The organism is Serratia sp. BW106, from assembly GCF_002607755.1.
Lineage (GTDB): Bacteria > Pseudomonadota > Gammaproteobacteria > Enterobacterales > Enterobacteriaceae > Serratia > Serratia proteamaculans.
This window is the reverse complement of record NZ_MCGS01000004.1, coordinates 1-22,506: the sequence shown is the minus strand read 5'-3', so window position 1 is coordinate 22,506 and position 22,506 is coordinate 1. Positions and strand designations below refer to the sequence as shown.

Annotated in this window: 29 protein-coding genes; 12 read left to right on the top strand and 17 right to left on the bottom strand. The window is 55.7% G+C overall.

The window, feature by feature from the left end; all coding sequences use genetic code 11:
- Nucleotides 1-65: 65 nt before the first annotated feature.
- The 7 genes from murA to mlaF form a co-directional block, all read right to left on the bottom strand.
- Complete coding sequence (gene murA, locus BEI65_RS03185; RefSeq protein ID WP_099062107.1) at nucleotides 66-1,325, bottom strand: UDP-N-acetylglucosamine 1-carboxyvinyltransferase; 1,260 nt, start codon at nucleotides 1,323-1,325, stop codon at nucleotides 66-68.
- Between the two features lie 55 nt (nucleotides 1,326-1,380).
- Nucleotides 1,381-1,635 carry a BolA family iron metabolism protein IbaG gene (gene ibaG / locus BEI65_RS03180; RefSeq protein ID WP_012147051.1) on the bottom strand — a complete coding sequence of 85 codons (255 nt, stop codon included), beginning with the start codon at nucleotides 1,633-1,635 and terminating at the stop codon, nucleotides 1,381-1,383.
- 140 nt (nucleotides 1,636-1,775) lie between these two features.
- Entirely contained in the window at nucleotides 1,776-2,078 is a 303-nt protein-coding gene (gene mlaB, locus BEI65_RS03175) for a lipid asymmetry maintenance protein MlaB (RefSeq protein WP_099062106.1), read from the bottom strand.
- The gene (gene mlaC, locus BEI65_RS03170; protein WP_099062105.1) at nucleotides 2,078-2,707 is read right to left on the bottom strand and encodes a phospholipid-binding protein MlaC; all 630 of its coding nucleotides are present in this window, start codon (nucleotides 2,705-2,707) and stop codon (nucleotides 2,078-2,080) included. The genes mlaB and mlaC overlap by 1 nt, the downstream gene beginning before the upstream one ends.
- Before the next feature lie 14 nt (nucleotides 2,708-2,721).
- Nucleotides 2,722-3,255: an outer membrane lipid asymmetry maintenance protein MlaD gene (gene mlaD, locus BEI65_RS03165; protein ID WP_099062104.1), complete on the bottom strand. Its 534-nt coding sequence runs from the start codon at nucleotides 3,253-3,255 to the stop codon at nucleotides 2,722-2,724.
- Between the two features lie 4 nt (nucleotides 3,256-3,259).
- Nucleotides 3,260-4,042 carry a lipid asymmetry maintenance ABC transporter permease subunit MlaE gene (gene mlaE / locus BEI65_RS03160; RefSeq protein ID WP_099062103.1) on the bottom strand — a complete coding sequence of 261 codons (783 nt, stop codon included), beginning with the start codon at nucleotides 4,040-4,042 and terminating at the stop codon, nucleotides 3,260-3,262.
- A 4-nt stretch (nucleotides 4,043-4,046) separates the two neighbouring features.
- A complete protein-coding gene (gene mlaF, locus BEI65_RS03155) occupies nucleotides 4,047-4,862 on the bottom strand; it encodes a phospholipid ABC transporter ATP-binding protein MlaF (RefSeq protein ID WP_099062102.1) in 816 nt (271 codons plus the stop codon).
- Between the two features lie 4 nt (nucleotides 4,863-4,866).
- On the opposite strand from mlaF, the gene BEI65_RS26685 reads away from it, so the two are divergent.
- The 12 genes from BEI65_RS26685 (at nucleotide 4,867) to npr (ending at nucleotide 13,208) form a co-directional block, all read left to right on the top strand.
- Nucleotides 4,867-5,145: a hypothetical protein gene (locus BEI65_RS26685; protein ID WP_157765416.1), complete on the top strand. Its 279-nt coding sequence runs from the start codon at nucleotides 4,867-4,869 to the stop codon at nucleotides 5,143-5,145.
- A 20-nt stretch (nucleotides 5,146-5,165) separates the two neighbouring features.
- The gene (locus tag BEI65_RS03150) at nucleotides 5,166-6,143 is read left to right on the top strand and encodes a calcium/sodium antiporter (protein ID WP_099062101.1); all 978 of its coding nucleotides are present in this window, start codon (nucleotides 5,166-5,168) and stop codon (nucleotides 6,141-6,143) included.
- A 16-nt stretch (nucleotides 6,144-6,159) separates the two neighbouring features.
- Complete coding sequence (gene kdsD / locus BEI65_RS03145; protein WP_085119664.1) at nucleotides 6,160-7,146, top strand: arabinose-5-phosphate isomerase KdsD; 987 nt, start codon at nucleotides 6,160-6,162, stop codon at nucleotides 7,144-7,146.
- Between the two features lie 17 nt (nucleotides 7,147-7,163).
- Nucleotides 7,164-7,718, top strand: coding sequence for a 3-deoxy-manno-octulosonate-8-phosphatase KdsC (gene kdsC / locus BEI65_RS03140; RefSeq protein WP_099062100.1), 555 nt, complete (start codon nucleotides 7,164-7,166; stop codon nucleotides 7,716-7,718).
- Nucleotides 7,715-8,293: an LPS export ABC transporter periplasmic protein LptC gene (lptC, locus tag BEI65_RS03135; protein ID WP_085119666.1), complete on the top strand. Its 579-nt coding sequence runs from the start codon at nucleotides 7,715-7,717 to the stop codon at nucleotides 8,291-8,293. Before kdsC ends, lptC begins: the two co-directional genes overlap by 4 nt.
- Nucleotides 8,262-8,801 carry a lipopolysaccharide ABC transporter substrate-binding protein LptA gene (gene lptA / locus BEI65_RS03130; protein ID WP_085119667.1) on the top strand — a complete coding sequence of 180 codons (540 nt, stop codon included), beginning with the start codon at nucleotides 8,262-8,264 and terminating at the stop codon, nucleotides 8,799-8,801. The genes lptC and lptA overlap by 32 nt, the downstream gene beginning before the upstream one ends.
- 6 nt (nucleotides 8,802-8,807) lie before the next feature.
- Nucleotides 8,808-9,533 (top strand): LPS export ABC transporter ATP-binding protein, encoded by a 726-nt coding sequence (gene lptB / locus BEI65_RS03125; RefSeq protein WP_085119668.1) that lies wholly within the window; start codon nucleotides 8,808-8,810, stop codon nucleotides 9,531-9,533.
- Between the two features lie 50 nt (nucleotides 9,534-9,583).
- Nucleotides 9,584-11,017, top strand: a complete 1,434-nt coding sequence (gene rpoN, locus BEI65_RS03120) for an RNA polymerase factor sigma-54 (RefSeq protein ID WP_099062099.1) — start codon at nucleotides 9,584-9,586, stop codon at nucleotides 11,015-11,017.
- A 23-nt stretch (nucleotides 11,018-11,040) separates the two neighbouring features.
- A complete protein-coding gene (gene hpf / locus BEI65_RS03115) occupies nucleotides 11,041-11,328 on the top strand; it encodes a ribosome hibernation promoting factor (RefSeq protein ID WP_012147063.1) in 288 nt (95 codons plus the stop codon).
- 163 nt (nucleotides 11,329-11,491) lie between these two features.
- Nucleotides 11,492-11,953: a PTS IIA-like nitrogen regulatory protein PtsN gene (ptsN, locus tag BEI65_RS03110; protein WP_099062098.1), complete on the top strand. Its 462-nt coding sequence runs from the start codon at nucleotides 11,492-11,494 to the stop codon at nucleotides 11,951-11,953.
- A 131-nt stretch (nucleotides 11,954-12,084) separates the two neighbouring features.
- On the top strand, nucleotides 12,085-12,939 hold the full coding sequence (gene rapZ / locus BEI65_RS03105; RefSeq protein ID WP_012147065.1) for an RNase adapter RapZ: 855 nt from the start codon (nucleotides 12,085-12,087) through the stop codon (nucleotides 12,937-12,939).
- A complete protein-coding gene (gene npr, locus BEI65_RS03100) occupies nucleotides 12,936-13,208 on the top strand; it encodes a PTS phosphocarrier protein NPr (protein WP_012147066.1) in 273 nt (90 codons plus the stop codon). Before rapZ ends, npr begins: the two co-directional genes overlap by 4 nt.
- Nucleotides 13,209-13,261: 53 nt before the next feature.
- On the opposite strand, the gene BEI65_RS03095 is transcribed toward npr, so the two are convergent.
- From BEI65_RS03095 to BEI65_RS03050, 10 genes are all read right to left on the bottom strand, one after another.
- The gene (locus BEI65_RS03095) at nucleotides 13,262-15,178 is read right to left on the bottom strand and encodes a transcription antiterminator (RefSeq protein ID WP_099062097.1); all 1,917 of its coding nucleotides are present in this window, start codon (nucleotides 15,176-15,178) and stop codon (nucleotides 13,262-13,264) included.
- Nucleotides 15,179-15,229: 51 nt separating this feature from the next.
- Entirely contained in the window at nucleotides 15,230-16,444 is a 1,215-nt protein-coding gene (locus tag BEI65_RS03090) for a lactonase family protein (RefSeq protein ID WP_099062096.1), read from the bottom strand.
- 92 nt (nucleotides 16,445-16,536) lie between these two features.
- On the bottom strand, nucleotides 16,537-17,277 hold the full coding sequence (locus BEI65_RS03085) for a KDGP aldolase family protein (protein WP_099062095.1): 741 nt from the start codon (nucleotides 17,275-17,277) through the stop codon (nucleotides 16,537-16,539).
- Nucleotides 17,274-18,392, bottom strand: a complete 1,119-nt coding sequence (locus BEI65_RS03080) for a DgaE family pyridoxal phosphate-dependent ammonia lyase (RefSeq protein ID WP_099062094.1) — start codon at nucleotides 18,390-18,392, stop codon at nucleotides 17,274-17,276. Before BEI65_RS03080 ends, BEI65_RS03085 begins: the two co-directional genes overlap by 4 nt.
- Nucleotides 18,376-19,515: an amidohydrolase/deacetylase family metallohydrolase gene (locus tag BEI65_RS03075; RefSeq protein WP_099062093.1), complete on the bottom strand. Its 1,140-nt coding sequence runs from the start codon at nucleotides 19,513-19,515 to the stop codon at nucleotides 18,376-18,378. Before BEI65_RS03075 ends, BEI65_RS03080 begins: the two co-directional genes overlap by 17 nt.
- 62 nt (nucleotides 19,516-19,577) lie before the next feature.
- Nucleotides 19,578-20,228, bottom strand: coding sequence for a DUF4310 family protein (locus BEI65_RS03070; RefSeq protein WP_037416299.1), 651 nt, complete (start codon nucleotides 20,226-20,228; stop codon nucleotides 19,578-19,580).
- 11 nt (nucleotides 20,229-20,239) lie between these two features.
- Complete coding sequence (locus BEI65_RS03065; RefSeq protein ID WP_012147073.1) at nucleotides 20,240-21,016, bottom strand: DUF4311 domain-containing protein; 777 nt, start codon at nucleotides 21,014-21,016, stop codon at nucleotides 20,240-20,242.
- 30 nt (nucleotides 21,017-21,046) lie between these two features.
- A complete protein-coding gene (locus tag BEI65_RS03060; RefSeq protein WP_099062091.1) occupies nucleotides 21,047-21,343 on the bottom strand; it encodes a DUF4312 family protein in 297 nt (98 codons plus the stop codon).
- The gene (locus BEI65_RS03055) at nucleotides 21,343-21,708 is read right to left on the bottom strand and encodes a glycine-rich SFCGS family protein (RefSeq protein WP_012147075.1); all 366 of its coding nucleotides are present in this window, start codon (nucleotides 21,706-21,708) and stop codon (nucleotides 21,343-21,345) included. The genes BEI65_RS03060 and BEI65_RS03055 overlap by 1 nt, the downstream gene beginning before the upstream one ends.
- A gap of 34 nt (nucleotides 21,709-21,742) precedes the next feature.
- Nucleotides 21,743-22,090 carry a glycine dehydrogenase gene (locus BEI65_RS03050; protein WP_099062090.1) on the bottom strand — a complete coding sequence of 116 codons (348 nt, stop codon included), beginning with the start codon at nucleotides 22,088-22,090 and terminating at the stop codon, nucleotides 21,743-21,745.
- Nucleotides 22,091-22,506: the final 416 nt, after the last annotated feature.

The following is a 22,506-nucleotide window of genomic DNA, read 5'->3' as shown; positions in this document are numbered from 1 at the left end:
GCCCGGCAAAGCCAGACCCTTCAATACTGCATTTCCGCCGGGGCAACACCCCGGCATCCAACAGATTATTCGCCTTTCACACGCTCGATATTCGCACCCAGCGCACGCAGCTTGTCTTCAATACACTCATAGCCACGGTCAATGTGATAGATACGATCGACCACGGTTACACCGTCAGCGATACAACCCGCAATCACCAGACTGGCTGAAGCGCGCAGATCGGTCGCCATCACCTGTGCACCGGACAGTTGCTCAACGCCGTGACAAATCACAGTGTTGCTCTCGATCTCGGCGTGTGCGCCCATGCGGATCAGTTCAGGCACATGCATGAAGCGGTTTTCGAAGATGGTCTCGGTGATCACACCGGTGCCTTCTGCGACCAGGTTCAGCAAGCTGAACTGGGCCTGCATATCGGTCGGGAACCCCGGATGCGGCGCAGTACGAATGGTCACCGCTTTCGGACGCTTGCCATGCATGTCCAGGCTGATCCAGTCTTCGCCTACTTCGATATCCGCACCGGCTTCACGCAGCTTGGCCAGCACCGCATCCAGCGTATCTGGACGAGTATCACGGCACATCACTTTACCACCGGAAACCGCGGCAGCGATCAGGAAGGTACCGGTCTCGATACGGTCCGGCAGCACGCGATAAACACCGCCGCCCAGGCGCTCAACGCCCTCGATGGTGATGCGGTCACTGCCTGCTCCGGTGATTTTCGCACCCAGCGTGTTAAGGAAGTTGGCGGTATCGACAATTTCCGGCTCGCGAGCCGCGTTCTCAATCACGGTGGTGCCGGTCGCCAGCGTTGCCGCACTCATGATGGTCACGGTAGCGCCAACGCTCACCTTGTCCATAACGATGTGTGCGCCCTTCAGGCGGCCGTCAACGGAAGCTTTAACATAGCCTTCTTCCAGTTTGATCTCAGCACCCAGCTGTTCCAGACCCGTGATGTGCAGATCAACCGGACGTGCCCCGATCGCACAGCCACCCGGCAGGGAAACCTGGCCACGGCCAAAGCGAGCGACCAGCGGCCCCAGTGCCCAGATAGAAGCACGCATGGTTTTCACCAGGTCATAGGGGGCGCAGAATTCATTCACACCGCTGGCGTCAACAAACACCGAGCCATTGCGTTCAATCTTGGTGCCTAACTGGTTGAGTAGCTTAATGGTGGTATCGATGTCCTTCAGCTTCGGGACATTCTGCAGCTCGACCGGCTCTTCCGCTAATAATGCGGCGAACAGGATCGGCAGGGCGGCATTTTTAGCCCCGGAAATAGCAACTTCACCGCTGAGACGGGTCCGGCCCTGCACACGAAATTTATCCATTTGACTACTCTCTATTATCTAAACTGACGCTGCCCGCCCCGCTGGGCAAACAGCCTTAAAATCCGTTGAGTTTGCGGTCTCGCTGCCACTCTTCAGGGGTGTATGCCTTAATCGACAAGGCATGAATACGGTTGTCCGCAATGTATTCCATCAGCGGTGCATACACTGTCTGTTGTTTCTTGACGCGGCTCATAGCGGCAAACAGCTCACCGACCACAATCACCTGAAAATGGCTACCGTCGCCAGTAACATGTGCTTCATCCAGTGCCAATGCTCGCATCAACACGTCTTTAATCTCGTTATTTTCCATAGTATCCAGTTCTGCATCAAAAGGATCATAATCAGCCTGACATCTTAGTGGAATCAGACGTTTTCTTAAACTAAAGAAAAAGCCCCTGTGTAACAGGGGCTTTCTGAGGCGAAACCGTCTATAGCCAGCCGAAAGTAGGGCTAACCAGCGGTATCAACAGGCATTATTGCTTGCAGGTTGTACAGCGTGATCAAGGTTTTCAGGCGATCGCTGACGCCAGAAATTTTTAATTCCACACCGCGCTGACGCTGCTGTTCACGCAGATGTACCAGCAATGCCAGCCCGGAAGAGTCCACACGCTGCAGTTGCGTAACGTCGAGGACGGTTTTATCCGCCAGCAACGTTTCCCGCTGTTCCCACAGCGGCAACAGAGTTTCCCGATCCAGTTCACCGCGCAGGATCAGGGTCTGCTGCTGCGATTCAAAGCTGAGGGCCGTGGTCATCAGTTTTTCTGATCCAGCGTGATTGGACGCTGCGCCGCTGCCTGCAGCTGTTTGGTCAGGCCGTCAATCCCTTGAGTACGCAGGGTAGATGCCCACTCGTTTTGCTTGGTGGTGATCATGCTGACGCCTTCGGCGATCATGTCATATGCCTGCCAGTAACCCGTCTTGCTGTTTTTGCGCCATTGGAAATCCAGACGCACCGGCGGACGACCGCCCTGATCAATGATGGTCACGCGAATGGCCACAATATCGGCATTATCCAGCGGCTTTTCAGGTTCAATCTGGTAAGTCTGGCCGTGGTACATCGCCAGCGCCTGGCCGTAGGCCTGCTCCAGATAAGCCTGGAATGCGGTGAAGTAAGCTTCACGCTGTGCCGGCGTCGCGTCTTTGTAATAACGGCCCAACACCAGCGCACCGGCGTATTTGACCTGCACAAACGGCATCAGTTCCTGATGCACTACGGAACGCAGGTAGTTAGGATCCTGCTTGATCTTTGGCTGTTCGGTTTTCAGACGGGTGAAGGTCTTTTGAGCCGCGTCTTGCATCAGGCTATAAGGATTGGTTTGATCGACCGCATTCGCCAGCGGCGCAACCACCAGCAGAGCAACCATAAGTAAACGTTTAAACATGCAGGTTTCCTCTCTTAATGAATAGGGGCAGCAGGTTGCGGCGCAGCAGTCGCGTCGCCCGCTTTGGCTGCGTCATCCTGACCGCCGCTCTTATACAGGAACTGGCCGATCAGATCTTCCAGTACCATGGCTGATTTGGTGTCCTGAATAGTGCCGCCATCTTTCAAAATGGCGGTGCCCATATCCGGATCTTCAAAACCGACGTTCAGTGCCAGATATTGCTCCCCCAGCAGGCCGGAGGTGCGGATCGCCAGCGAGCTGGTGTCCGGGATCTGGTCGAATTTATCCTGGATGTCCAGGGCGACGCGCGGCGTATAGGTTTTAGGATCAAGCGAGATATCGGCCACCCGGCCTATCATTACCCCGCCTATCCTCACCGGTGAACGCGCTTTCAGACCGCCGATATTATCGAAGGTCGCGTAAATACGGTAGGTCGGTTCGTTACCAATCGACTTAATGTTCGCCACTTGCAGGCACAAAAACACGATGGCGCACAGCGCAATCAGCATAAATGCCCCAACCCAGATTTCACTCTTCTTCGTTTGCATCGAATCAATTCCCAAACATCAGTGCTGTCAGCACGAAATCCAATCCCAACACCGCCAGTGACGAATGTACCACGGTACGCGTTGTTGCCCGGCTAATCCCTTCAGAGGTCGGTACCGCATCATAGCCGTTGAAGATGGCAATCCAGGTCACGGTAATGGCAAAAACCACACTCTTGATCAGGCAGTTGAGCAGGTCTTTTTTCCACTCTACCGCGCCCTGCATCGCCGACCAGAAGAAGCCGCTGTCAATGCCCTTCCAGTCCACGCCAACCACCGAGCCGCCCCAGATGCCCAGCGCGACAAAGATAAGCGTCAACAATGGCATACTGATCAAACCGGCCCAGAAACGCGGTGCGACAATACGTCGCAGCGGATCGACCGCCATCATTTCCAGGCTGGATATTTGCTCGGTCGCCTTCATCAGACCAATTTCGGCCGTCAGCGCGGAACCGGCTCGACCGGCAAACAACAGTGCGGTGACCACCGGGCCCAGTTCACGCAGCAGCGATAACGCCACCATCATGCCCAGACTGGCTTCGGCGCTGTAAGTGGTCAGCACCAGATAGCCCTGCAGGCCCAGCACCATGCCGATAAACACCCCGGAAACCATGATGATCAACAGCGACTGTACGCCCACGCTGTGCATTTGCTTGAGCAACAGCGGCCACTGCTTACGCGGTTCAGGCCGCCCGACCAGCGCGTTGAACAACATCAATCCGGCGCGCCCAAAGCTGGCGCTGGTGTTGATGCCACGGCGTCCTAACGACGCTAACGCCTGTAATAACATCAGCTTATTTACTCCCTAAACCTAACAGCTCGGCCTGATAATCGCCGGCCGGATAACGGAAAGGTACCGGCCCATCGGCAATACCATCCAGGAACTGGCGCACGCGCGCATCAGGATTGTTCTGTAATTCTTGCGCCGTGCCTTCGGCAATCACCCGATGATCGGCAACAATGTAAGCGTAGTCGGCGATGCTCAGCACCTCCGGTACGTCGTGCGAAACCACGATGCAGGTGATGCCCAGCGCGTGATTGAGCTCATCGATCAGCTTCACCAGCACGCCCATGGTGATCGGATCCTGGCCGACGAAAGGCTCATCGAACATGATCATCTCTGGGTCGAGCGCAATCGCCCGCGCCAACGCGGCACGCCGCGCCATACCGCCTGACAACTCATTGGGCATCAGCTCAGCCGCACCACGCAGCCCAACCGCCTCCAACTTCATCATCACCGTGCTACGCAGGATCGGCTCCGGCAAACGGCTGTGTTCACGCAGCGGATAAGCCACGTTTTCAAATACCGTCAGATCGGTAAACAGCGCGCCGGACTGGAACAGCATGCTCATTTTTTTGCGCGCTTCATACAGTTGATGGCGGGACAACGCGGGAATGTTATCGCCATCAAACCAGATCTCACCGCTGTCCGGTGCCAGCTGGCCGCCAATCAGACGCAGCAGCGTCGTTTTACCAATACCGGACGGCCCCATGATCGCTGTCACCTTGCCACGGGGAACCGTCAGGTTGATGTCTTCGAATATCAGTCGATCGCCGCGCGAGAAAGTCATGTCGCGAACTTCGACCAGATTCTCTGCCTTCTGGTGCATGTTAATGGATCCTTTACGGCTCATTTTTGCCAAATCTACCCGCGATGTTAAAGCAACGGGCGCAATGCGTCTCATCTTTACAAAAACTTACCGGCATTTCGCTACCAATGGTGCCATAGGTTTTACTTTTACGCGCCACCCGGTCAAAATTGGCGCCATAACGAAAAAAAACGAAAGTGTTCATATATTAGCCGGGAAATCCCGTTGCTGCGGCTTTAGCCTGCGCAACGGAGGGCAAAGCAAGATAGCCGAATTACGGCTTTTAACCAACGAACCGGGATAATTCCCAACAAAGGACCCTGCATGTTTCTCGCGATAGCTTTATTAATCGTTGGTTTATTTTTACTGGTATATGGTGCAGACCGCTTAGTTTACGGTGCTGCGGTCATTTCTCGTTCACTTGGTGTACCACCGCTGATTATCGGCATCACCATCGTCGGTATCGGCACCTCACTGCCGGAACTGTTTGTGTCGACCACCGCCGCGCTGAACGGGCAAATAGATATGGCGGTGGGGAACGTATTGGGTTCCAACATCACCAATATTTTACTGATCCTTGGCGTTGCCGCGTTGATCCACCCGCTGGCTGCGCGTTCCGAAGTATTGCGCCGCGAACTGCCGCTGATGTTGGCGGTCACAGTATTGTGCGGTTTTGTGCTGATGGACGGCACGCTGAGTCGGTTGGATGGCGTGGTGCTGTTGGCCGCCGCCGCCGTATTCATTCTGTTGATGTTGAAAATTGCCCGGCTGGCGCAGCGCGAAGGCAACGACAGCCTGACCGTGGAACAAATGGCCGAACTGCCGCAGGACAGCAGCAACACCGTGGCGGTGTTGTGGCTGGTGCTGGCCTTTATCATTCTGCCGCTGTCTTCCAAAATGGTGGTCGATAACGCCACGGTGATTGCGCACTATTTCGGCATGAGTGAGTTGGTGGTCGGTTTGACCATTATCGCTATCGGCACCAGCCTGCCGGAGCTGGCCACCTCCATTGCCGGGGCACTAAAGGGGGAGGATGATATGGCGATTGGTAATATCATCGGCTCCAACATTTTCAATACGGTGATCGTACTGGGCGTCCCCGCCCTGCTGTCTCCGGGCAGTGTTGATGGCGCCGCCTTCCACCGCGATTACTGGGTGATGCTGGCGGTCAGCATTGTGCTCAGCGCCCTGTGCATTGGGCGGAAACATCGTATCGGTCATCTGGCAGGCGCTCTGTTATTATGTGGTTTTATTGCGTATCTTGCGGTGCTGTTTTTTAACCCTTTCAATACTTTCGGCTAAACCGACGGGAATGAGCATGTCGAACATTCAGTTGCAACCAGGCTTTGATTTTCAGCAGGCAGGCAAAGAAGTGCTGCAGATTGAGCGTGACGGGCTGGCCCAGCTCGATCAATACATCAATGCAGACTTTACTCGCGCCTGTGAGTTGATCGCCGACTGCACCGGCAAAGTGGTGGTGATGGGCATGGGTAAATCCGGCCATATCGGCTGCAAGATTGCCGCCACCTTCGCCAGCACCGGTACGCCTTCGTTCTTTGTTCATCCTGCGGAAGCCAGCCACGGCGACCTCGGCATGGTGACCGCACAGGATATCGTACTCGCCATCTCCAATTCGGGTGAGTCCAACGAAATTCAGGCGCTGATCCCGGTATTGAAACGCCAGCAAATCCCGTTGATCTGCATGACCAACAATCCGGAAAGTTCGATGGGCAAAGCGGCGGATATTCATCTGTGCATTAAAGTGCCGCAGGAAGCCTGCCCGCTTGGCCTGGCGCCGACCACCAGCACCACCGCTACCCTGGTGATGGGCGATGCGTTAGCCGTCGCCCTGCTGAAGGCCCGTGGTTTTACGCCGGAAGATTTTGCACTGTCGCACCCAGGTGGCGCGCTGGGCCGCCGACTGCTGCTGCGCGTGAGCGACATCATGCACAGCGGCGATGAAATTCCCCACGTCAGTGCCGATGCTTCGCTACGTGATGCCCTGCTGGAAATCACCCGCAAAAATCTGGGCATGACGGTCATCTGTGACGATCTGATGAAGATCGCCGGTATCTTTACCGATGGTGACCTGCGGCGGATATTTGATATGGGTATCAATCTCAACGAAGCCAAGATTGTCGATGTCATGACGCTCGGCGGCGTGCGAGTGCGCCCGAACCTGCTGGCGGTAGACGCGCTGAACCTGATGCAGCAACGCCATATCACCGCAGTGCTGGTTGCCGATGGCGACCAATTGCTGGGTGTGGTACATATGCATGACATGCTGCGCGCCGGCGTCGTTTAATTATGGAAGAGAACTCAATGAGTCTGGTTGAAACCTGCTACGGGCCTGTAGAACAAGACGTCATGGCGCGTGCCAGCAAAATCCGCCTGCTGATTTGTGATGTCGATGGCGTGCTGTCAGACGGCCTGATCTTCATGGGCAACAACGGCGAAGAGTTAAAAGCCTTCAACGTACGTGACGGTTACGGCATCCGCTGCCTGAAAACCTCAGATATTGAAGTGGCGATCATCACCGGCCGCTCTGCCAAGCTGCTGGAAGATCGGGCAAAGACCCTCGGTATTGCCCACCTTTATCAGGGGCAATCCGATAAGCTTTTGGCCTTCCGCGAACTGTTGGATACACTGTCGCTAACGGCAGATCAGGTAGCCTATATTGGCGACGACCTGATTGACTGGCCGGTGATGGCGCAGGTTGGCCTGTCGGTTGCGGTGGCAGATGCACACCCGCTGCTGTTGCCACGCGCCCACTATATTACCCGCATTGCCGGCGGCCGCGGTGCGGTGCGCGAGCTGTGTGACATTATTCTTTTGGCTCAGAACAAGCTGGAGGACGCCAAAGGGCTGTCGATATGAGTAAAACCAAACTTTGGATCACCATCCTGCTGGCGGTGATCGCATTGGCGCTGATTGGCTGGAACATGACTGATGTCAATGACGATGCCGCGCCGGGACCGGCTAACAGCCAGGATCCGACTTATCAGAGCCAGCATACGGTCACCATAGTGTACAATCCGACCGGCAAGCTGAGCTACAAGCTGGTGGCGGAAGACGTCAAGTATTATACCGCCGATGAATTAAGCTGGTTTACCCAGCCGGTGATGACGCTGTTTGATGAAAACGCGGTGGCTACCTGGTCAGTTCGCGCCGATCGCGCCAAACTGACTAAAGACCGGATGCTGTATCTTTACGGCCATGTCGAGGTGAACAGCCTGACCACCACCTCACAGCTGGAAAAAATTAAAACGGACAATGCTCAGGTGAACCTGGTGACCCAGGATGTGGCTTCGGATGACGAAGTGACGCTCTACGGGACGAACTTCACCTCTAACGGCATGAAAATGCGTGGGAACCTGCGGGCCAAAACCGCTGAGCTGATTGATAAGGTTAAGACCAACTATGAAATTCAGAACCAACAAACAAAGCCGTAATCTGTTGATCGGCAGCTTGATTTTGGCCGCCAGCGCCCCAGCCTGGGCACTGAAGTCCGACTCCAACCAACCGGTGAGCATCGACTCGCTGAAACAGTCTCTGGATATGCAGAGCAACGTCAGCACCTTTACCGATAACGTGGTGATCAAGCAGGGCACTATCGATATCAAAGCGGACAAGGTGGTGGTGACCCGGCCGGGCGGCGATCAGAACAAGACTTATATCGAAGCCTTTGGTAATCCGGTCACCTTCTATCAGATGCAAGACAGCGGCAAGCCGGTAAAAGGCCATGCGCAGAAAGTCCGTTACGATGTGGCGTCGCAGTTGGTGACCCTGACCGGGAATGCCTATCTGGAACAGCTCGACAGCAACGTAAAAGGCGATCGCATCACCTATCTGGTGCAACAGCAGCAAATGCAGGCGTTCAGCGATAAAGGCAAACGCGTGACTACGGTTCTGGTACCGTCGCAGTTGCAAGACAAAAACGGGCAAAAGAAGAGTAACTAATCACCTATGGCTACACTCATCGCAGAAAACCTGGCGAAAGCCTACAAGGGCCGTAAAGTTGTTGAAGACGTCAGCCTGAAAGTGAAATCCGGCGAAATCGTCGGCCTGCTGGGGCCAAACGGCGCCGGCAAGACCACCACTTTCTACATGGTGGTCGGTATCGTTCAGCGTGATGCCGGACGTATCGTGATTGACGAAGAAGACATCAGTCTGCTGCCATTGCACGCCCGTGCGCGTCGTGGCATCGGCTATTTGCCGCAGGAAGCGTCGATCTTCCGCCGCCTCAGCGTGTATGACAACCTGATGGCCGTACTGGAGATCCGTGACGATCTCAGCAGTGAGCAGCGTGCAGACCGTGCGGTAGAGCTGATGGAAGAATTCCATATCACCCACCTGCGCGACAACCTGGGCCAGGCGCTGTCCGGTGGTGAACGCCGCCGCGTCGAGATCGCCCGTGCCCTGGCGGCTAACCCGAAATTCATCCTGTTGGATGAACCCTTCGCCGGGGTTGACCCGATTTCCGTTATCGACATTAAAAAAATTATCGAGCACTTGCGTGACAGCGGCCTGGGCGTGCTGATCACCGACCATAACGTGCGCGAAACGCTGGACGTGTGTGAACGCGCCTATATCGTCAGCCAGGGCAAACTGATTGCTCACGGCACGCCGGATGCTATTCTGGCCGATGAGCAGGTGAAACGCGTTTATCTGGGCGAAGAATTCCGCCTCTGAGTGCCAGCGCGTCCTGATGGACGACTGTTAACGGAAGTAGACTGAAGATTATGAAGCAAGGTTTGCAACTCAGGTTTAGCCAACAACTGGCCATGACCCCCCAGCTCCAGCAGGCTATCCGCCTGCTGCAGTTGTCCACGCTTGAGCTCCAGCAGGAGATACAGCTGGCGTTAGAGAGCAACCCATTGCTTGAACAGACCGATCTGCACGAAGAAGTCGACGCCAAAGAGACCGTCGAAACCGAAGGTTTGGATACCCGCGAGGCGCTGGAACAGAAGGACATGCCCGAAGAGCTGCCACTGGACGCCACCTGGGATGAAATCTACACCGCCGGTACGCCGTCCGGTACCCGTACCGATTACAGTGACGATGAACTGCCGGTGTATCAGGGCGAAACCACCCAGACCCTGCAGGACTACCTGATGTGGCAGGTGGATCTGACGCCGTTCTCCGATACCGATGCCGCTATCGCCACCTCGATCGTCGACGCCGTTGATGACACCGGCTATCTCACCGTGCCACTGGAAGACATTCTGGAGAGCATCGGTGACGAGAATGTGACAATGGACGAAGTCGAAGCGGTATTGAAGCGCGTACAGCGTTTTGATCCGGTTGGCGTCGCCGCGCGCGATCTGCGCGATTGTCTGCTGGTTCAGCTTTCCCAGTATGCCAAAGACACGCCATACCTGGCTGAAGCACGCCTGATCATCAGCGAACATCTGGACTTGCTGGCTAACCACGACTTTCGCAGCCTGATGCGAACAACCCGCTCAAAAGAAGATACACTGAAAGAAGCGATGCAGCTGATTCAGTCTCTCGATCCGCGTCCGGGCCAGTCGATCAATACCGGCGAATCCGAGTACGTGATCCCGGACGTGTTGGTGCGTAAGGTGCAAGATGTTTGGACGGTTGAGCTCAATAGCGACAGCATTCCACGCTTGAAGATCAACCAGCAGTACGCCGCAATGGGTAACAGCGCGCGTAACGACAGCGACGGCCAGTACATCCGCAGCAATCTGCAGGAAGCAAAATGGCTGATCAAAAGCCTGGAAAGCCGAAACGACACCCTGCTGAAAGTCTCACGCTGCATCGTCGAGCAGCAACAGGCGTTCTTTGAACAGGGTGCTGAATTTATGAAGCCCATGGTGTTGGCGGATATCGCCCAGGCCGTGGAGATGCATGAATCGACAATTTCACGCGTGACCACGCAGAAGTTTTTGCACAGTCCGCGCGGCATTTTCGAATTGAAATATTTCTTCTCCAGCCATGTGAATACCGACAGCGGAGGCGAAGCTTCCTCTACGGCGATCCGGGCAGTAGTGAAGAAAATGATCGCGGCGGAAAACCCCGCCAAACCGCTCAGCGACAGCAAGCTGGCTACCCTGCTCTCCGACCAGGGGATCATCGTGGCGCGGCGTACCGTCGCCAAGTACCGAGAGTCTTTGTCCATCCCGCCGTCCAACCAACGTAAACAGTTGGTTTGACCTCTATTGAGAAGGAAGACATTATGCAGCTCAACATTACCGGACACCACATCGAAATCACCGAACCTTTGCGTGAGTTCGTGAACACCAAGTTCGCTAAACTCGAACAGTATTTTGATCGCATAAATCAGGTGTATGTCGTTCTTAGTGTGGAAAAAGTGCAGCAGATTGCGGAAGCAACGGTGCACGTGAATGGAGGCGAGTTGCACGCCACCTCGGAAGACGAGAACATGTATGCCGCAATTGACAGCCTGATCGATAAGCTGGCACGTCAATTGAACAAACATAAAGACAAACTGAAACAACACTGACATTCTGGGCCGTTTCCGTCAGCGGGTACGGCTCAAACGTAGCCTCGGCCATCGGCGCGTTACCTGTATGGGTATCGCGCCGATAAGCCATCAAGGGTTAAACAAGGCGAAAAATCACCTCACAAGCCTCCTGCTTGCTGGTGTGGTTTTAAGTGAAGATGAGATGAACAACGAAACAATGCAATTAAGCTCGGTGTTAAACATCGAGTGCACCAGAAGTTCCGTCCATTGCACCAGCAAGAAACGGGCTTTGGAAATTATCAGCGAACTGGCCGCCAAGCAGCTCAACCTGTCACCACAGGTAGTGTTTGACGCGGTTCTCACCCGCGAGCGCATGGGCAGCACCGGTATCGGCAACGGTATCGCTATTCCCCACGGCAAACTGGAAGAGGACACACTGCGGGCCGTTGGCGTGTTTATCCGTCTCGACCAACCTATCGCCTTTGACGCCATTGATAACCAGCCGGTCGATCTGCTGTTCGCCTTACTGGTGCCGGCCGACCAATGTAAAACCCATTTGCATACCCTGTCGCTGGTCGCCAAGCGCCTGGCCGACAAAACCGTATGCCGCCGCCTGCGGGCAGCGCAAAGTGACGAAGAGCTTTACCAAATCATCACCGAGTAACGCCCGGCTGGCGTGACTTCCAGCCCGGATAACGATACTGTTTAGCCACGATGGATCCCGGTTCAGATCGGGATCATAAAGTTTCTAGCGGTGGCGATAAACGCCACTGAGATGCCAGGGGGAGTTGCCACATGGTGCTGATGATTGTCAGCGGCCGTTCCGGTTCAGGGAAATCCGTCGCCTTGCGGGCGTTGGAAGACATGGGTTTTTACTGCGTTGATAACCTGCCCGTGGTACTGCTGCCGCAGCTTGCCAATACGCTGGCGGAACGCAATAGCTCCGCTGCGGTAAGCATCGACGTGCGTAACATGCCGGAATCGCCGGAAGTGTTTGAATATGCGATGACCCAACTGCCGGACAGCTTTTCACCGCAGTTGCTGTTCCTCGACGCCGACCGTAATACGCTGATCCGCCGCTACAGTGATACTCGCCGTCTGCACCCGCTATCCAGCAAGAACCTGTCGCTGGAAAGCGCCATCGATGAAGAGAGCGACCTGCTTGAGCCACTGCGCTCCCGGGCCGATCTGATCATCGATACCTCGGAAATGTCGGTGCATGAGCTGGCCGAAATGCTGCGTACCCGCCTGTTGGGTAAACGCGAGCGCGAGCTGACCATGGTGTTCGAATCCTTCGGCTTTAAGCATGGCATCCCGATTGACGCCGACTACGTGTTCGACGTGCGTTTCCTGCCAAACCCACACTGGGATCCGAAACTGCGTCCGATGACCGGCCTGGATAAGCCCGTTGCCTCGTTCCTCGACCGTCACACTGAAGTGCATAACTTTATCTACCAGACCCGCAGCTATCTGGAACAGTGGTTGCCGATGCTGGAAACCAACAACCGCAGCTATCTGACGGTCGCCATTGGCTGTACCGGCGGTAAACACCGTTCAGTCTATGTAGCGGAACAGTTGGCCGACTACTTCCGCTCACGCGGCAAAAACGTGCAGTCACGCCACCGCACGCTGGAAAAACGCAAACAATGACGGTCAAGCAAACGGTTGAAATCAAAAATAAACTGGGCATGCACGCGCGCCCGGCGATGAAGCTGTTTGAGCTGGTGCAGAGCTTTGATGCCGAGGTGATGTTGCGCAATGACAGCGGCACCGAGGCCGAAGCCAGCAGCGTGATTGCGCTGCTGATGCTGGACTCCGCACAGGGCCGTCATATCGAAGTGGAAGCCACCGGCCCGGATGAAGCCAAGGCACTGGCCGCCGTGATCGAACTGATTAACTCCGGTTTTGACGAAGACTAACCGCCAGGGGCGCTGCATGCTGCGCCCTCTGACTTACACCCTATAATTCCCCACTAGATCCGGCTTAAACAGTCCAGCGCCACCGCTTTGAAACTGTCGAAATTATCACTGCCCAACAGGCGGCTCATCGAACGCTCGCGCACAAAGGTGACGAACAGCTCGTAAATCGCCATCGCCTCTTCGTAATCGCTCTTGCTGATCGCCAGCAGGAAAATCACATGGGCAACCTCGCCCTCTCCCCAGGCCACGCCCTGCGGCGCCAGCAGCGTCACTACCACGGTTTTTTTCGCCAACAGCCCCAGTGAGTGCGGCAGTGCAATCCCTTCGCCCAGCAGGGTAGAGACAATCGCCTCGCGTTCCACCACCGACGGATAAAAATCATCGCCGACGTAGCCTTCACGTTCAAGCTGGCTGCACACCTTCTGGAACAATTGCGCCTGAGTCAGCGGCTCGTTGACCAGCATAAAATGCTCGGCGTCGAAGAATTTCTCCAGCATATAGGGCTTGGTACGATCCACCAGCACCAACTTGCCCAGCTGTTCGAGCTGGTATTCGGTAGGGAACGGCGACATCACCACCACCGGCTTGTTCTTCTCGCTGACCCGCGCGTTGGAAATCACAAAGTCTTCGTCGATGTGGTTGAGCACCTCGTAATCACGCAGCGAAACGATGCGCGTCATCACCAGTTGCGGGTATTTACGTGCAATCTGCGCCTGGATCATACGTACCGTCGAGTTACCGGTATCGCACACCAGCATCACCTGCGGATGCCGCTCATAGCCGATGTTGTAATGCCGCTCCAGCCCAACGCCAATGTGCAGCACCAGATAGCCGATCTCGTTTTCGCTCAGGGTATAAGGCGTGTATTTCCCCCAGCTGGAGACCGCGGCCAGCGTCACATCATAGGCCATCGGGTAGTGCTGTTTAATGTTCGCCAACAGCGGGTTGGGAATATTAATCTGGTACTTCACCCGGGTGATCATGGTCTTGATATGGGTCAGCAGATCGGCGCGCAGCTGCTTGTCGCCCTGCAGGTTGTAGTTATAGTGCGCGTTGATGTACGAAAGGATGTAATCCACCAGCGCTTCTTCGTCATCGGCATTGATCTCGGTCGGCTGTACCTCCTGCACCCGCCGCGCGGCGATATTCACCCGCAGATAGGCCTCCTCCGCCATCGACACCTCTTTGCCGCTGGCTTTGCGCAGCTCCCCCGCCAGCCAGGTCGATACCTTGCGCACCGCGTCATCGCCGTCCTCAACGTCAAAGTCCGGCAGCGGATAACCGTCGGTAATGCGCCGCAGCGCCACCGCACAGTAGAAAATCAGATATTGCTCGCCTTCGTCGGTCAGGCGGATGGCATATTGCGACAGCAACGGATGCAACAGCCCGGCAAAGTTCCCCACCTGCGGTTGCAGCAGGATCTCATTGTTGAGCAGCGGATTCTCGGTGTCGGCCAGGTGCAACTGGAATAACAGATCCGTCAGACAGGCGCGGATCGCCATCTCCGAACCAAACAGCTTCATGCCGTAGCGCGGTTTGGTTTCAATGGTCAACTGGTAGTGCGCCAGGCGCTCTCTCACCTCAGCCATGTCGTTTTGCAGCGTACCGCGGCTGACAAACCATTCATCGGCTAAATCTTCAAGCTTCAGAGAAAAGGCTGAGGTCAAAAAACGAATCAGCAGATAGTGCACCCGTTCCTGCGCACTGCGTGGCGTAGCGTGTTTTTTACGTTCCCGATGCTGCAGGGCGCTGAACAGCACGGCATCATCGACCTGCAGGCGATAGCCCGCCCCACGGCTATGCACAAAGTGGGCGCCGTATTTTTCCAGAATATCGTTCAGCGCGGTGATGTCGGCGCGCACGGTTCGGGTGGACACCGCAAAGCGCTTCGCCAGCTCATCCTGGGGCAAAGTCTCAGATTGCAGAGCATCGAACAGATAGGCCAAACGCGGGTAGGGAAATCGCACCATTCTCTTTCCGTCAATTAAGGTGCCCGCCTGGGGAATCAGGCGGGCAACGGGTTACTTCGCCACCGGCAAGAACACCATTTGCGAGGGGCTGCCCACCGGCGTATAGCCTTCAACAAAGCTGAGTTTGCCGCTGGCCTTGTCTACGCTGAAGCGGGTGACGTTATCGCTGCGTTGGTTCATTGCATACAGATAATGTCCGTCCGGACTTAGCGTCAACGAGCGTGGATAATCGCCGCGCGTCCAGGTTTCCGCCACCGACTGCAGTTCACCGTCACTGCCGACGCTGAACTGCGCGATGCTGTTATGCAGCCGGTTGGCAACATACAGATTTTTGCCGTCTTCGCTGAGAACCAGACCGGCAGCAAAGTTGGTGCCCTTATAGTCGGCGGGCAGCGAGGAGACGACATGTAACTGTTTCAGAGTACCTTTTTGGTTATCAAAACGGTAGCTGGTCAGCGTCGAGGCCTCTTCGTTCACCAGCAGCACAGTTTTACCGTCCGGATGGAATACAAAGTGACGCGGACCGGCACCCGCGGAAGACGCGGCGACCCACGGTGGATCGTTCGGCGTCAGCGTGCCGCTGGTATCGTCAAAGCGCCACTGGTAGATCCGATCCAGCCCCAGATCGGTGGAGAATACAAACTTGCCGCTCGGATCGCTGGCGATCATATGTGCATGCGGCCCATTGTGATCGCTGATGGCGAAACTGCCCTCCACCGCGCCTTCTGGCTTGCCGGCCCCTGCCGGCCCCTGCTGTTGCTGCACCGAACTGGCGTTGCCCAGCTTGCCGTCGCTCTCGATCGGGAAGGCGGCCACGGTGCCGCTGACGTAGTTCGCTACCAGCAGATAACGGCCGTTTGGCGTAGGAGAAAGGTAAACCGGCCCCGCGCCTTGTGAATCGACCTGGTTCAGCTGCGTCAAATTGCCATCGGATGGATTGATACGGTAAGCGATAATGCCGCCGTGTTTAGTGCCGTTAAAATTTGCCACTTCGCTGGCGACATACAGCGTCTGGCCTTTGGCATCCACGGTGAGCTGCGCCGGATTGCCCTGTTTGCTGACCAGCGTTCTGGCGCTCAGCGCTCCGCTGGCCGGGTCAACCTGCACCCGGTAAACGCCTTCACCGTTGGGATTATAGGTACCGATATAAGCGAAATGAGATGACGTAGATTTCATTGCATCCTCAGCATGCAGCGCCGGGCTGGACATCGCCAGTAGCGCCAGGGTTAACGCGGTGCGTAGGGTTGGAGACTGCCAGTTTCGCATAGTTATCCTGATTATAGATAGCGGCGCGGTGTGCCCGCGCCTGTGGATACAGAGCCTGTCGCCTCCCTGCCTTACGTCATCCGATAATGCGTTTATCCCACCAGCTTTTTGGTGATTGCCAGCAGGGTTTTGACGTCCTGTGGGCGGGTATTGCCTGTGGCTGAATCAATGATTGAGCTGTAGATATGCGGGATCACCCGTTTCACACCGGCGGCCAGTGCGATCTCGACGATCGGCTCGAAGTTTTCCAGATCGATACCGCCGGTCGGCTCCAGCATAAAATCATGCTCGGCGCAGGCCTGGGCCACATACTGGTATTCTTCTTTGCATGCCAGCCCACCCATCGGGAAATACTTGATTGAGCTGCCGCCCATGTCTTTTAGCAGGGCGATGGCAGTTTCCACCGGCACAATGCCGTCTGGCGCAGCGGCGCTCAGTGGGCCCGTCGAGATCTTCACCCAGCCGACGCGGCCGGTAGGCGACACCAGACCGTTCACCACGCTGTCATTTTGCCCCAACAGCGCGCGGCTGGCCCCGACACCGGTAAACACCTGGTTCACGTGCTGTGGTTGCACCCGTTGGGAAATCAGGCTGACCATCGTCGATTGTTTCGGATCGCCCGCGCCCAATCCTACTGACAGCGCATTTTCAATCAGCCGTGCATAGTGCTGCATGTCAGCCACCGCACTGTCGACGTCCGGGTAGTTCTTGGAGAGAACGCCCACCAGCACATGCCCTTCCGCTGCCGAATAGATGTCCTGCGCATTGTCTTTCGAGCCGGCCAATACGTTGAGGCACACGCGATCGCGATAGTAGTTAGGTTGCAGCTTCATGCTTGTTTCTCCGTAAACAGATTTTTAATACAGGTGAAGACGGTCATCAGCTGTTGTTGGTCAACGCTGCGCACGTCCACTTCAATCTTGCCTTCGTTGGCCTTATAGCCACGGAAGTAGATGGCGATCTCGCCGGTTTTCAGCGCCTGCACAATGTCGTAGGTCGAACGCCCGAGCACCGCTTCGTCAAAGGTGATTTCCGCCCGCGCAATGTCGCGGCCGGCGCTGTCCCAGACGGTTTTGGCGCTGATGCCGGTCAGGGTGTTCAGACTGTCGATAAACGGCGTCATTCTTTCTACCATTTGCTGGCCGGTGGTTTTCTCCAGCGTCAGATAGCTTTCGATCGCCTGCGTCAGACCGAGGATGCCCTCTTTGCCGACCTTCATCGCCCGGCCGATGCCGCCGGATTGCAGCTTCACCCATTCAACGTATTGCTTCTTGCCGATCACCAACCCACTGGTTGGCCCTTCGATGGCTTTGGCGCCGCTGTAAACCACCAGGTCGGCCCCCATCTGGTAGTAGCACAGCAAATCTTCTTCCGCCGCGGCGTCGACGATCAATGGCAGGTTATGTTTGCGCGCCACCACCACCGCCTGTTCAACGGAAAGAATGCTTTTCTGCACGCAGTGGTGCGACTTGATGTAGAGAATAGCGGCGGTCTGCGGCGTAATGCAGGCTTCGAGCTGCTCGGCAGAACACTCGTTGGCGTAGCCCGCTTCGACCACCTTGCCGCCCCCCAGTGCGACCATGGTGTCCACTGGCGCGCCAAAGTTAACGTTATGGCCACGCGGCAGCACAATCTCACGCGGAACGGTGATCGGCGCGGAGTGCAGATTCACCAGCAGGTTGGCGTTATCTTTGACGATCAGGGCCGCCACCGACTGGGCGATGCCCGCCGAGGCGCAGGAAACGATCACCGCATCTTCGACGTTCAGCAGGTTGGCAATGTAGGCACCGGTCTTGTCGACCAGATCCTTGATTTCAAAATAGTGATTCAGGCCGTAGTCAACGGCGTCAATGACGTCCTGACGTGGCGTGGACACGCCGAGCATGGTCATACGACCGGAAGTGTTAATGACCTGCTTTAAATTATATTTTTCATAAATCGAAGACATGAGCGGCTTTCCCTTCATCGGTTAATAGGATTTCCCCGGCCACCACGGCGGCCAGCGGAACCAGCAACTGTTGGCCGGTGGCTGATTGCCCTTCTGAGTCGGCAAATACCTGCGGCCCCTGGCGGAGATCAAACAGGGTGAAATCGGCATCGCAGCCCACGTCGAGCCGGCCCTTGTTGACCAGGCGCAGCGCCGAGGCGGCGTTCTCGGTCACGCAGGCGATCACCTGCGGCAGCGACAGCCCGACGCTGAAGAATTTGGACATCACCGTCGCCAGGCTGTGTACCGGCCCGGCCATGCGGTTGCGGCAATAAATATCGGAACTGATGGTATGCGGCAAAATGCCCAGCGCAATCGCCTGCCGGGCGACTTCAAAGCTGAAACTGGCGGTACCGTGACCAACGTCAAGCAACACGCCGCGCTGCAGCGCACGCTGGATAGACTCACGCAGCGTGCCCGCCGGGGTCAGAATGCGGTTCGGTTTGCCGTTGTAGCAGTGGGTGATAATGTCACCACGGGTCAGCAGATCGGCGATCTCGTCCAGATCCGGCGGGTTATTGCCGATATGCACCATCAGTGGCAATAGGTTGTTTTCCTGCTGGATCTCTTTGGCGAGTACCAGCGGCCGAGTGCCATTCTGCCCAACCACGCTGCTGCTCATACGCGCCTTGATGCCGATGATAAAACCCGGGTGGTCGCCAATGGCCTGGCTGACTTTCTGCTTATCGATATCCGCCAGATCGGCCAGTTCGTTCTGCCGCAGCAGGCCAATACGTGAAATATTCAGGAAGGCGAAGACGTTGGTTTTGGCACTGCGTGTCAACGCATAAAACGCATCGATATCGTCGGTGCCGGTGCTACCGGCGTCGACCACCGTGGTGACTCCGCAGGAGGCGCCGACCAAATCCGGTTGGTCGTGGTAAATCGGCGAAGAGGGGTAACAGTGCACGTGGGAATCGATCCAACCCGCGCTCAGGTGGTGCTGACCCGCCAGATCCCAGAGCCGATGAGCACTAACGTCGTCAGCCAACTGCCCTACCTCGGCAATCTTGCCATCCTGCACCGCCAAATCGACCAACTGGCCATCCGCCAGTCTGGCGCGTCTGATCACTAAGTCATACATACTGCATTACTCCTTTTCAAGCAGGGGAGCGGCGAACCGCTCCCCGACAATCACAGTCGCATTTAAGCGATGGCTACCGGGAAAATAGCCCCTAACAGCATCGCCCCGAGGATCGCCCCGCCGGTGATTGGCTTATTCCAGATATAGAACAGCAGTGCGCCGAGCAGTGAACCAATGCCAATAGGGATCGAGGCGGTCATCGCAGACAGGATGATCAACGGCCCCAGGAAGCGGCCGGAGGAGTTACCGGCCCCCATCATCACGTCCGCCCCGTAGGTGGAGTTGCTCTGATTGATGGTGAATTTACGCGCCAGAATGATCAGGTAGCCAATCGCCAGACCAATCACCAGACCCGTTATCAGCGAGGCAGCAAAGTTGGCGACCGGGAAGATAATCCCCGCCCCCAGCAGCAGTGCCGGCACCCCCAACCCTACACCGGTCTGGATCGCACCGCCGATGTCCAGGATCCCCACCAGCGAGCCTTCGATGATGCGCGCAAACAGGAAGCTGGCACCGAATGCCGCCACCGCGCCATAAACGCCGGTATCCATTCCTGCCCGCAGCATGGATACGAAGGCCACTTCGTTAAAGGCACCGATGCCGTACAGGTAGTACATGTGCGTCCCGGCGAACACGCCGGAAGAGAGCAGGCCAACAAAAATCGGGAATGACCAGTCGGCATACCAGAAGCCTTTTTGGGTTTGTTCTTCCATCATCCAGCTCCTTATTTACCGCTCAGGGTATTGTGAATGGCATCCAGCCAGCCCGGCACGCCGAGGCTGAAGGACTCGAGGACTTTCATATCGAAGCCGCGGAAGAAACCGCTCAGCACGAACAACAGCACGATCACCGCCATCATGATCTTGGTGATTTTGTTCCAGCCACTCTCTTCCACGCCTTTACCGATCAGGATACCCAGCACCAGACCCGGTACGGCGTTACCCATGATCAACTGCGCCAGGCCGCCGAAGATGGTGCCCCAGAAGCCGGAGCGACGCCCGGCGTCGATCGCCGCCAGCCAGAAGATCACCGGCATCACGGTGTTCACCAGCAGGTTAGCGGCCGGTACCAACACTTTAATCGCCGTGACCTGCAGCGCAGCAGGCACTGCGGAGGCGGTGGTATTGAGGAAGGCCACCACCAGCATGCCGATAATGCCGCAGGCGATAGCCATTTTTTTCGGATCGTGCAGCGTTTGCGCCAGGTTGCGGTTTTTGACCATCAACGCCGCTGCCCCCCAATGTGGGATGATGCGGTGGTCAACGTCCTGCGTGAAGGCCCCCGCCGCCACGGAAGACGCCCAGGCGTTGAAGAAGAAGCCCAGACCGAATGAGAAATGGGAAGCCGGATCGCCCTCGCAGGAGTTCAGCTCGCCCAGGGTGCGGAAAGCGCCCATGCCCTGTGTGGTCGGAGCATGGAACATACGTGCGGCGCCGGCCCCTACGCCAACCCCCACCAGTCCGCCTATAATAAGCGACTTAAATAAGATGATTAAAAACATCAGTATACCCTTTGATTTATGCTAACGTTTTTATTTCGCGACGAAGACAACTTTTTCTGTATTGATGATTGTCACGTTCACGGTTATTTCCAGAGTAACGGAATAGTTCTTTCTTTCGCGCGGCAGAAAGAAGAACAGAAACTTTTCTTTTGTTATTTTCTCTTCCGCTTTTAATACGCTGACATCCTGCGGTTCAATACGCAGCAGAATATTACTGGTGGATTTTAATACCGCGCCCTGCACATTGGCCAAGGCGGAAGCAAAAGCTTTCGCTTTGCTGTCGCCCTTACCCTCCACCTTTACCGACGTTGTATATTGCTCTTTCATTACGGATTGCCGTGTTTTTTAACGTAGGCTTCAACCAGCCTCTGGCCCAGTTCTTCTTTATCCATAAAACCGAAACCCAACACGGTGCAGCCTTCGTTAATTGCCGTCACGCCTTCATCAATCGAGCGCATGCCGTATTTGGCTTTATAGCCGTATTTGGTCTGAGCGGTAATCGCCCCAGCGCCGCCGCTGCCGCAGAAAGAAATACCCAACTGCGCGCCTTCCGCTTTCATCACGTCGCCGAGCTTCATGTCTGCCGCTACGCCTGGGATCACAATGGCTTTTCCGCCTGCGTTTTCAATGCCCTGACCCACTTTCTGACCTTTACCCAAACGATCGCCAATCACTACGGTAATCTGACCCATGGTATTTCTCCTGATTAAATTAATTCGTTAACTGCTATTGGTTATTATCTTTTGCCACTTCAAAATGTACGGAAAGCAAATAAGCTTCTTCTATCGGTAGAGTGCTAAAGGGATCCACGACTCTTTCCGCCATTTTCATTGATTCCTCTGAGATTTCATCAAACAACGATTTATCCACCTCAGGCAAAGGCTCACCGGTTATTGAGCGTAGCACCATGGCACGAATATGCGATTCCAGCATCTGTTGCTGTACGGCATTGGTATAAATGCCTTCTGCGCTCAGCATCGCGGTAATATCAGCCAGTACCTGCTCGGTTATCGCCCCGGCCTGACTGATATCGGGTTGCTCACTATTTTCTCTCGCAGCAGATCCATCATTCACTTTTCAGTACCCCTAGATCCAAACATGATTCTGTCAATCGCATAGCGCATCACCTGAATAACCCGCCTTCTCTGATGCCTTTACCCTAACCCCGGGAAGATTTTCTGTGTAGCGTGTTTTTTTCCAGTTGGAAGTGGAAATTCAGTGACCGTCAGGGATCCATTTCGCAAAATAGGCATTTGCCAGATAATTCAATTAAATTACAAAAAGATAACACCACAAACTGTTTCCAGTTCGCGCAGCGGTGGTGAAAAGCTTCGTGATCGGGATCTCTTTCTTTTCCCCGCTTAACCGCCTACTATCGGTAAGACAATTCGACATCAACAACACCCCCCGCTCCTCTGGCGCGGGGGGTGTTGCTTTTGTGCTGTTTTTCCGAATTTATGGGCGCGTAACTGAACTGAACCCCAAATGTT

Coding starts and splice junctions, on each gene's coding strand:
- murA (WP_099062107.1), bottom strand. CDS start 1,325: ATGGATAAATTTCGTGTGCAGGGCCGGACCCGTCTCAGCGGTGAAGTT.
- ibaG (WP_012147051.1), bottom strand. CDS start 1,635: ATGGAAAATAACGAGATTAAAGACGTGTTGATGCGAGCATTGGCACTG.
- mlaB (WP_099062106.1), bottom strand. CDS start 2,078: ATGACCACGGCCCTCAGCTTTGAATCGCAGCAGCAGACCCTGATCCTG.
- mlaC (WP_099062105.1), bottom strand. CDS start 2,707: ATGTTTAAACGTTTACTTATGGTTGCTCTGCTGGTGGTTGCGCCGCTG.
- mlaD (WP_099062104.1), bottom strand. CDS start 3,255: ATGCAAACGAAGAAGAGTGAAATCTGGGTTGGGGCATTTATGCTGATT.
- mlaE (WP_099062103.1), bottom strand. CDS start 4,042: ATGTTATTACAGGCGTTAGCGTCGTTAGGACGCCGTGGCATCAACACC.
- mlaF (WP_099062102.1), bottom strand. CDS start 4,862: ATGCACCAGAAGGCAGAGAATCTGGTCGAAGTTCGCGACATGACTTTC.
- BEI65_RS26685 (WP_157765416.1), top strand. CDS start 4,867: ATGGATCCTTTACGGCTCATTTTTGCCAAATCTACCCGCGATGTTAAA.
- BEI65_RS03150 (WP_099062101.1), top strand. CDS start 5,166: ATGTTTCTCGCGATAGCTTTATTAATCGTTGGTTTATTTTTACTGGTA.
- kdsD (WP_085119664.1), top strand. CDS start 6,160: ATGTCGAACATTCAGTTGCAACCAGGCTTTGATTTTCAGCAGGCAGGC.
- kdsC (WP_099062100.1), top strand. CDS start 7,164: ATGAGTCTGGTTGAAACCTGCTACGGGCCTGTAGAACAAGACGTCATG.
- lptC (WP_085119666.1), top strand. CDS start 7,715: ATGAGTAAAACCAAACTTTGGATCACCATCCTGCTGGCGGTGATCGCA.
- lptA (WP_085119667.1), top strand. CDS start 8,262: ATGAAATTCAGAACCAACAAACAAAGCCGTAATCTGTTGATCGGCAGC.
- lptB (WP_085119668.1), top strand. CDS start 8,808: ATGGCTACACTCATCGCAGAAAACCTGGCGAAAGCCTACAAGGGCCGT.
- rpoN (WP_099062099.1), top strand. CDS start 9,584: ATGAAGCAAGGTTTGCAACTCAGGTTTAGCCAACAACTGGCCATGACC.
- hpf (WP_012147063.1), top strand. CDS start 11,041: ATGCAGCTCAACATTACCGGACACCACATCGAAATCACCGAACCTTTG.
- ptsN (WP_099062098.1), top strand. CDS start 11,492: ATGAACAACGAAACAATGCAATTAAGCTCGGTGTTAAACATCGAGTGC.
- rapZ (WP_012147065.1), top strand. CDS start 12,085: ATGGTGCTGATGATTGTCAGCGGCCGTTCCGGTTCAGGGAAATCCGTC.
- npr (WP_012147066.1), top strand. CDS start 12,936: ATGACGGTCAAGCAAACGGTTGAAATCAAAAATAAACTGGGCATGCAC.
- BEI65_RS03095 (WP_099062097.1), bottom strand. CDS start 15,178: ATGGTGCGATTTCCCTACCCGCGTTTGGCCTATCTGTTCGATGCTCTG.
- BEI65_RS03090 (WP_099062096.1), bottom strand. CDS start 16,444: ATGCGAAACTGGCAGTCTCCAACCCTACGCACCGCGTTAACCCTGGCG.
- BEI65_RS03085 (WP_099062095.1), bottom strand. CDS start 17,277: ATGAAGCTGCAACCTAACTACTATCGCGATCGCGTGTGCCTCAACGTA.
- BEI65_RS03080 (WP_099062094.1), bottom strand. CDS start 18,392: ATGTCTTCGATTTATGAAAAATATAATTTAAAGCAGGTCATTAACACT.
- BEI65_RS03075 (WP_099062093.1), bottom strand. CDS start 19,515: ATGTATGACTTAGTGATCAGACGCGCCAGACTGGCGGATGGCCAGTTG.
- BEI65_RS03070 (WP_037416299.1), bottom strand. CDS start 20,228: ATGGAAGAACAAACCCAAAAAGGCTTCTGGTATGCCGACTGGTCATTC.
- BEI65_RS03065 (WP_012147073.1), bottom strand. CDS start 21,016: ATGTTTTTAATCATCTTATTTAAGTCGCTTATTATAGGCGGACTGGTG.
- BEI65_RS03060 (WP_099062091.1), bottom strand. CDS start 21,343: ATGAAAGAGCAATATACAACGTCGGTAAAGGTGGAGGGTAAGGGCGAC.
- BEI65_RS03055 (WP_012147075.1), bottom strand. CDS start 21,708: ATGGGTCAGATTACCGTAGTGATTGGCGATCGTTTGGGTAAAGGTCAG.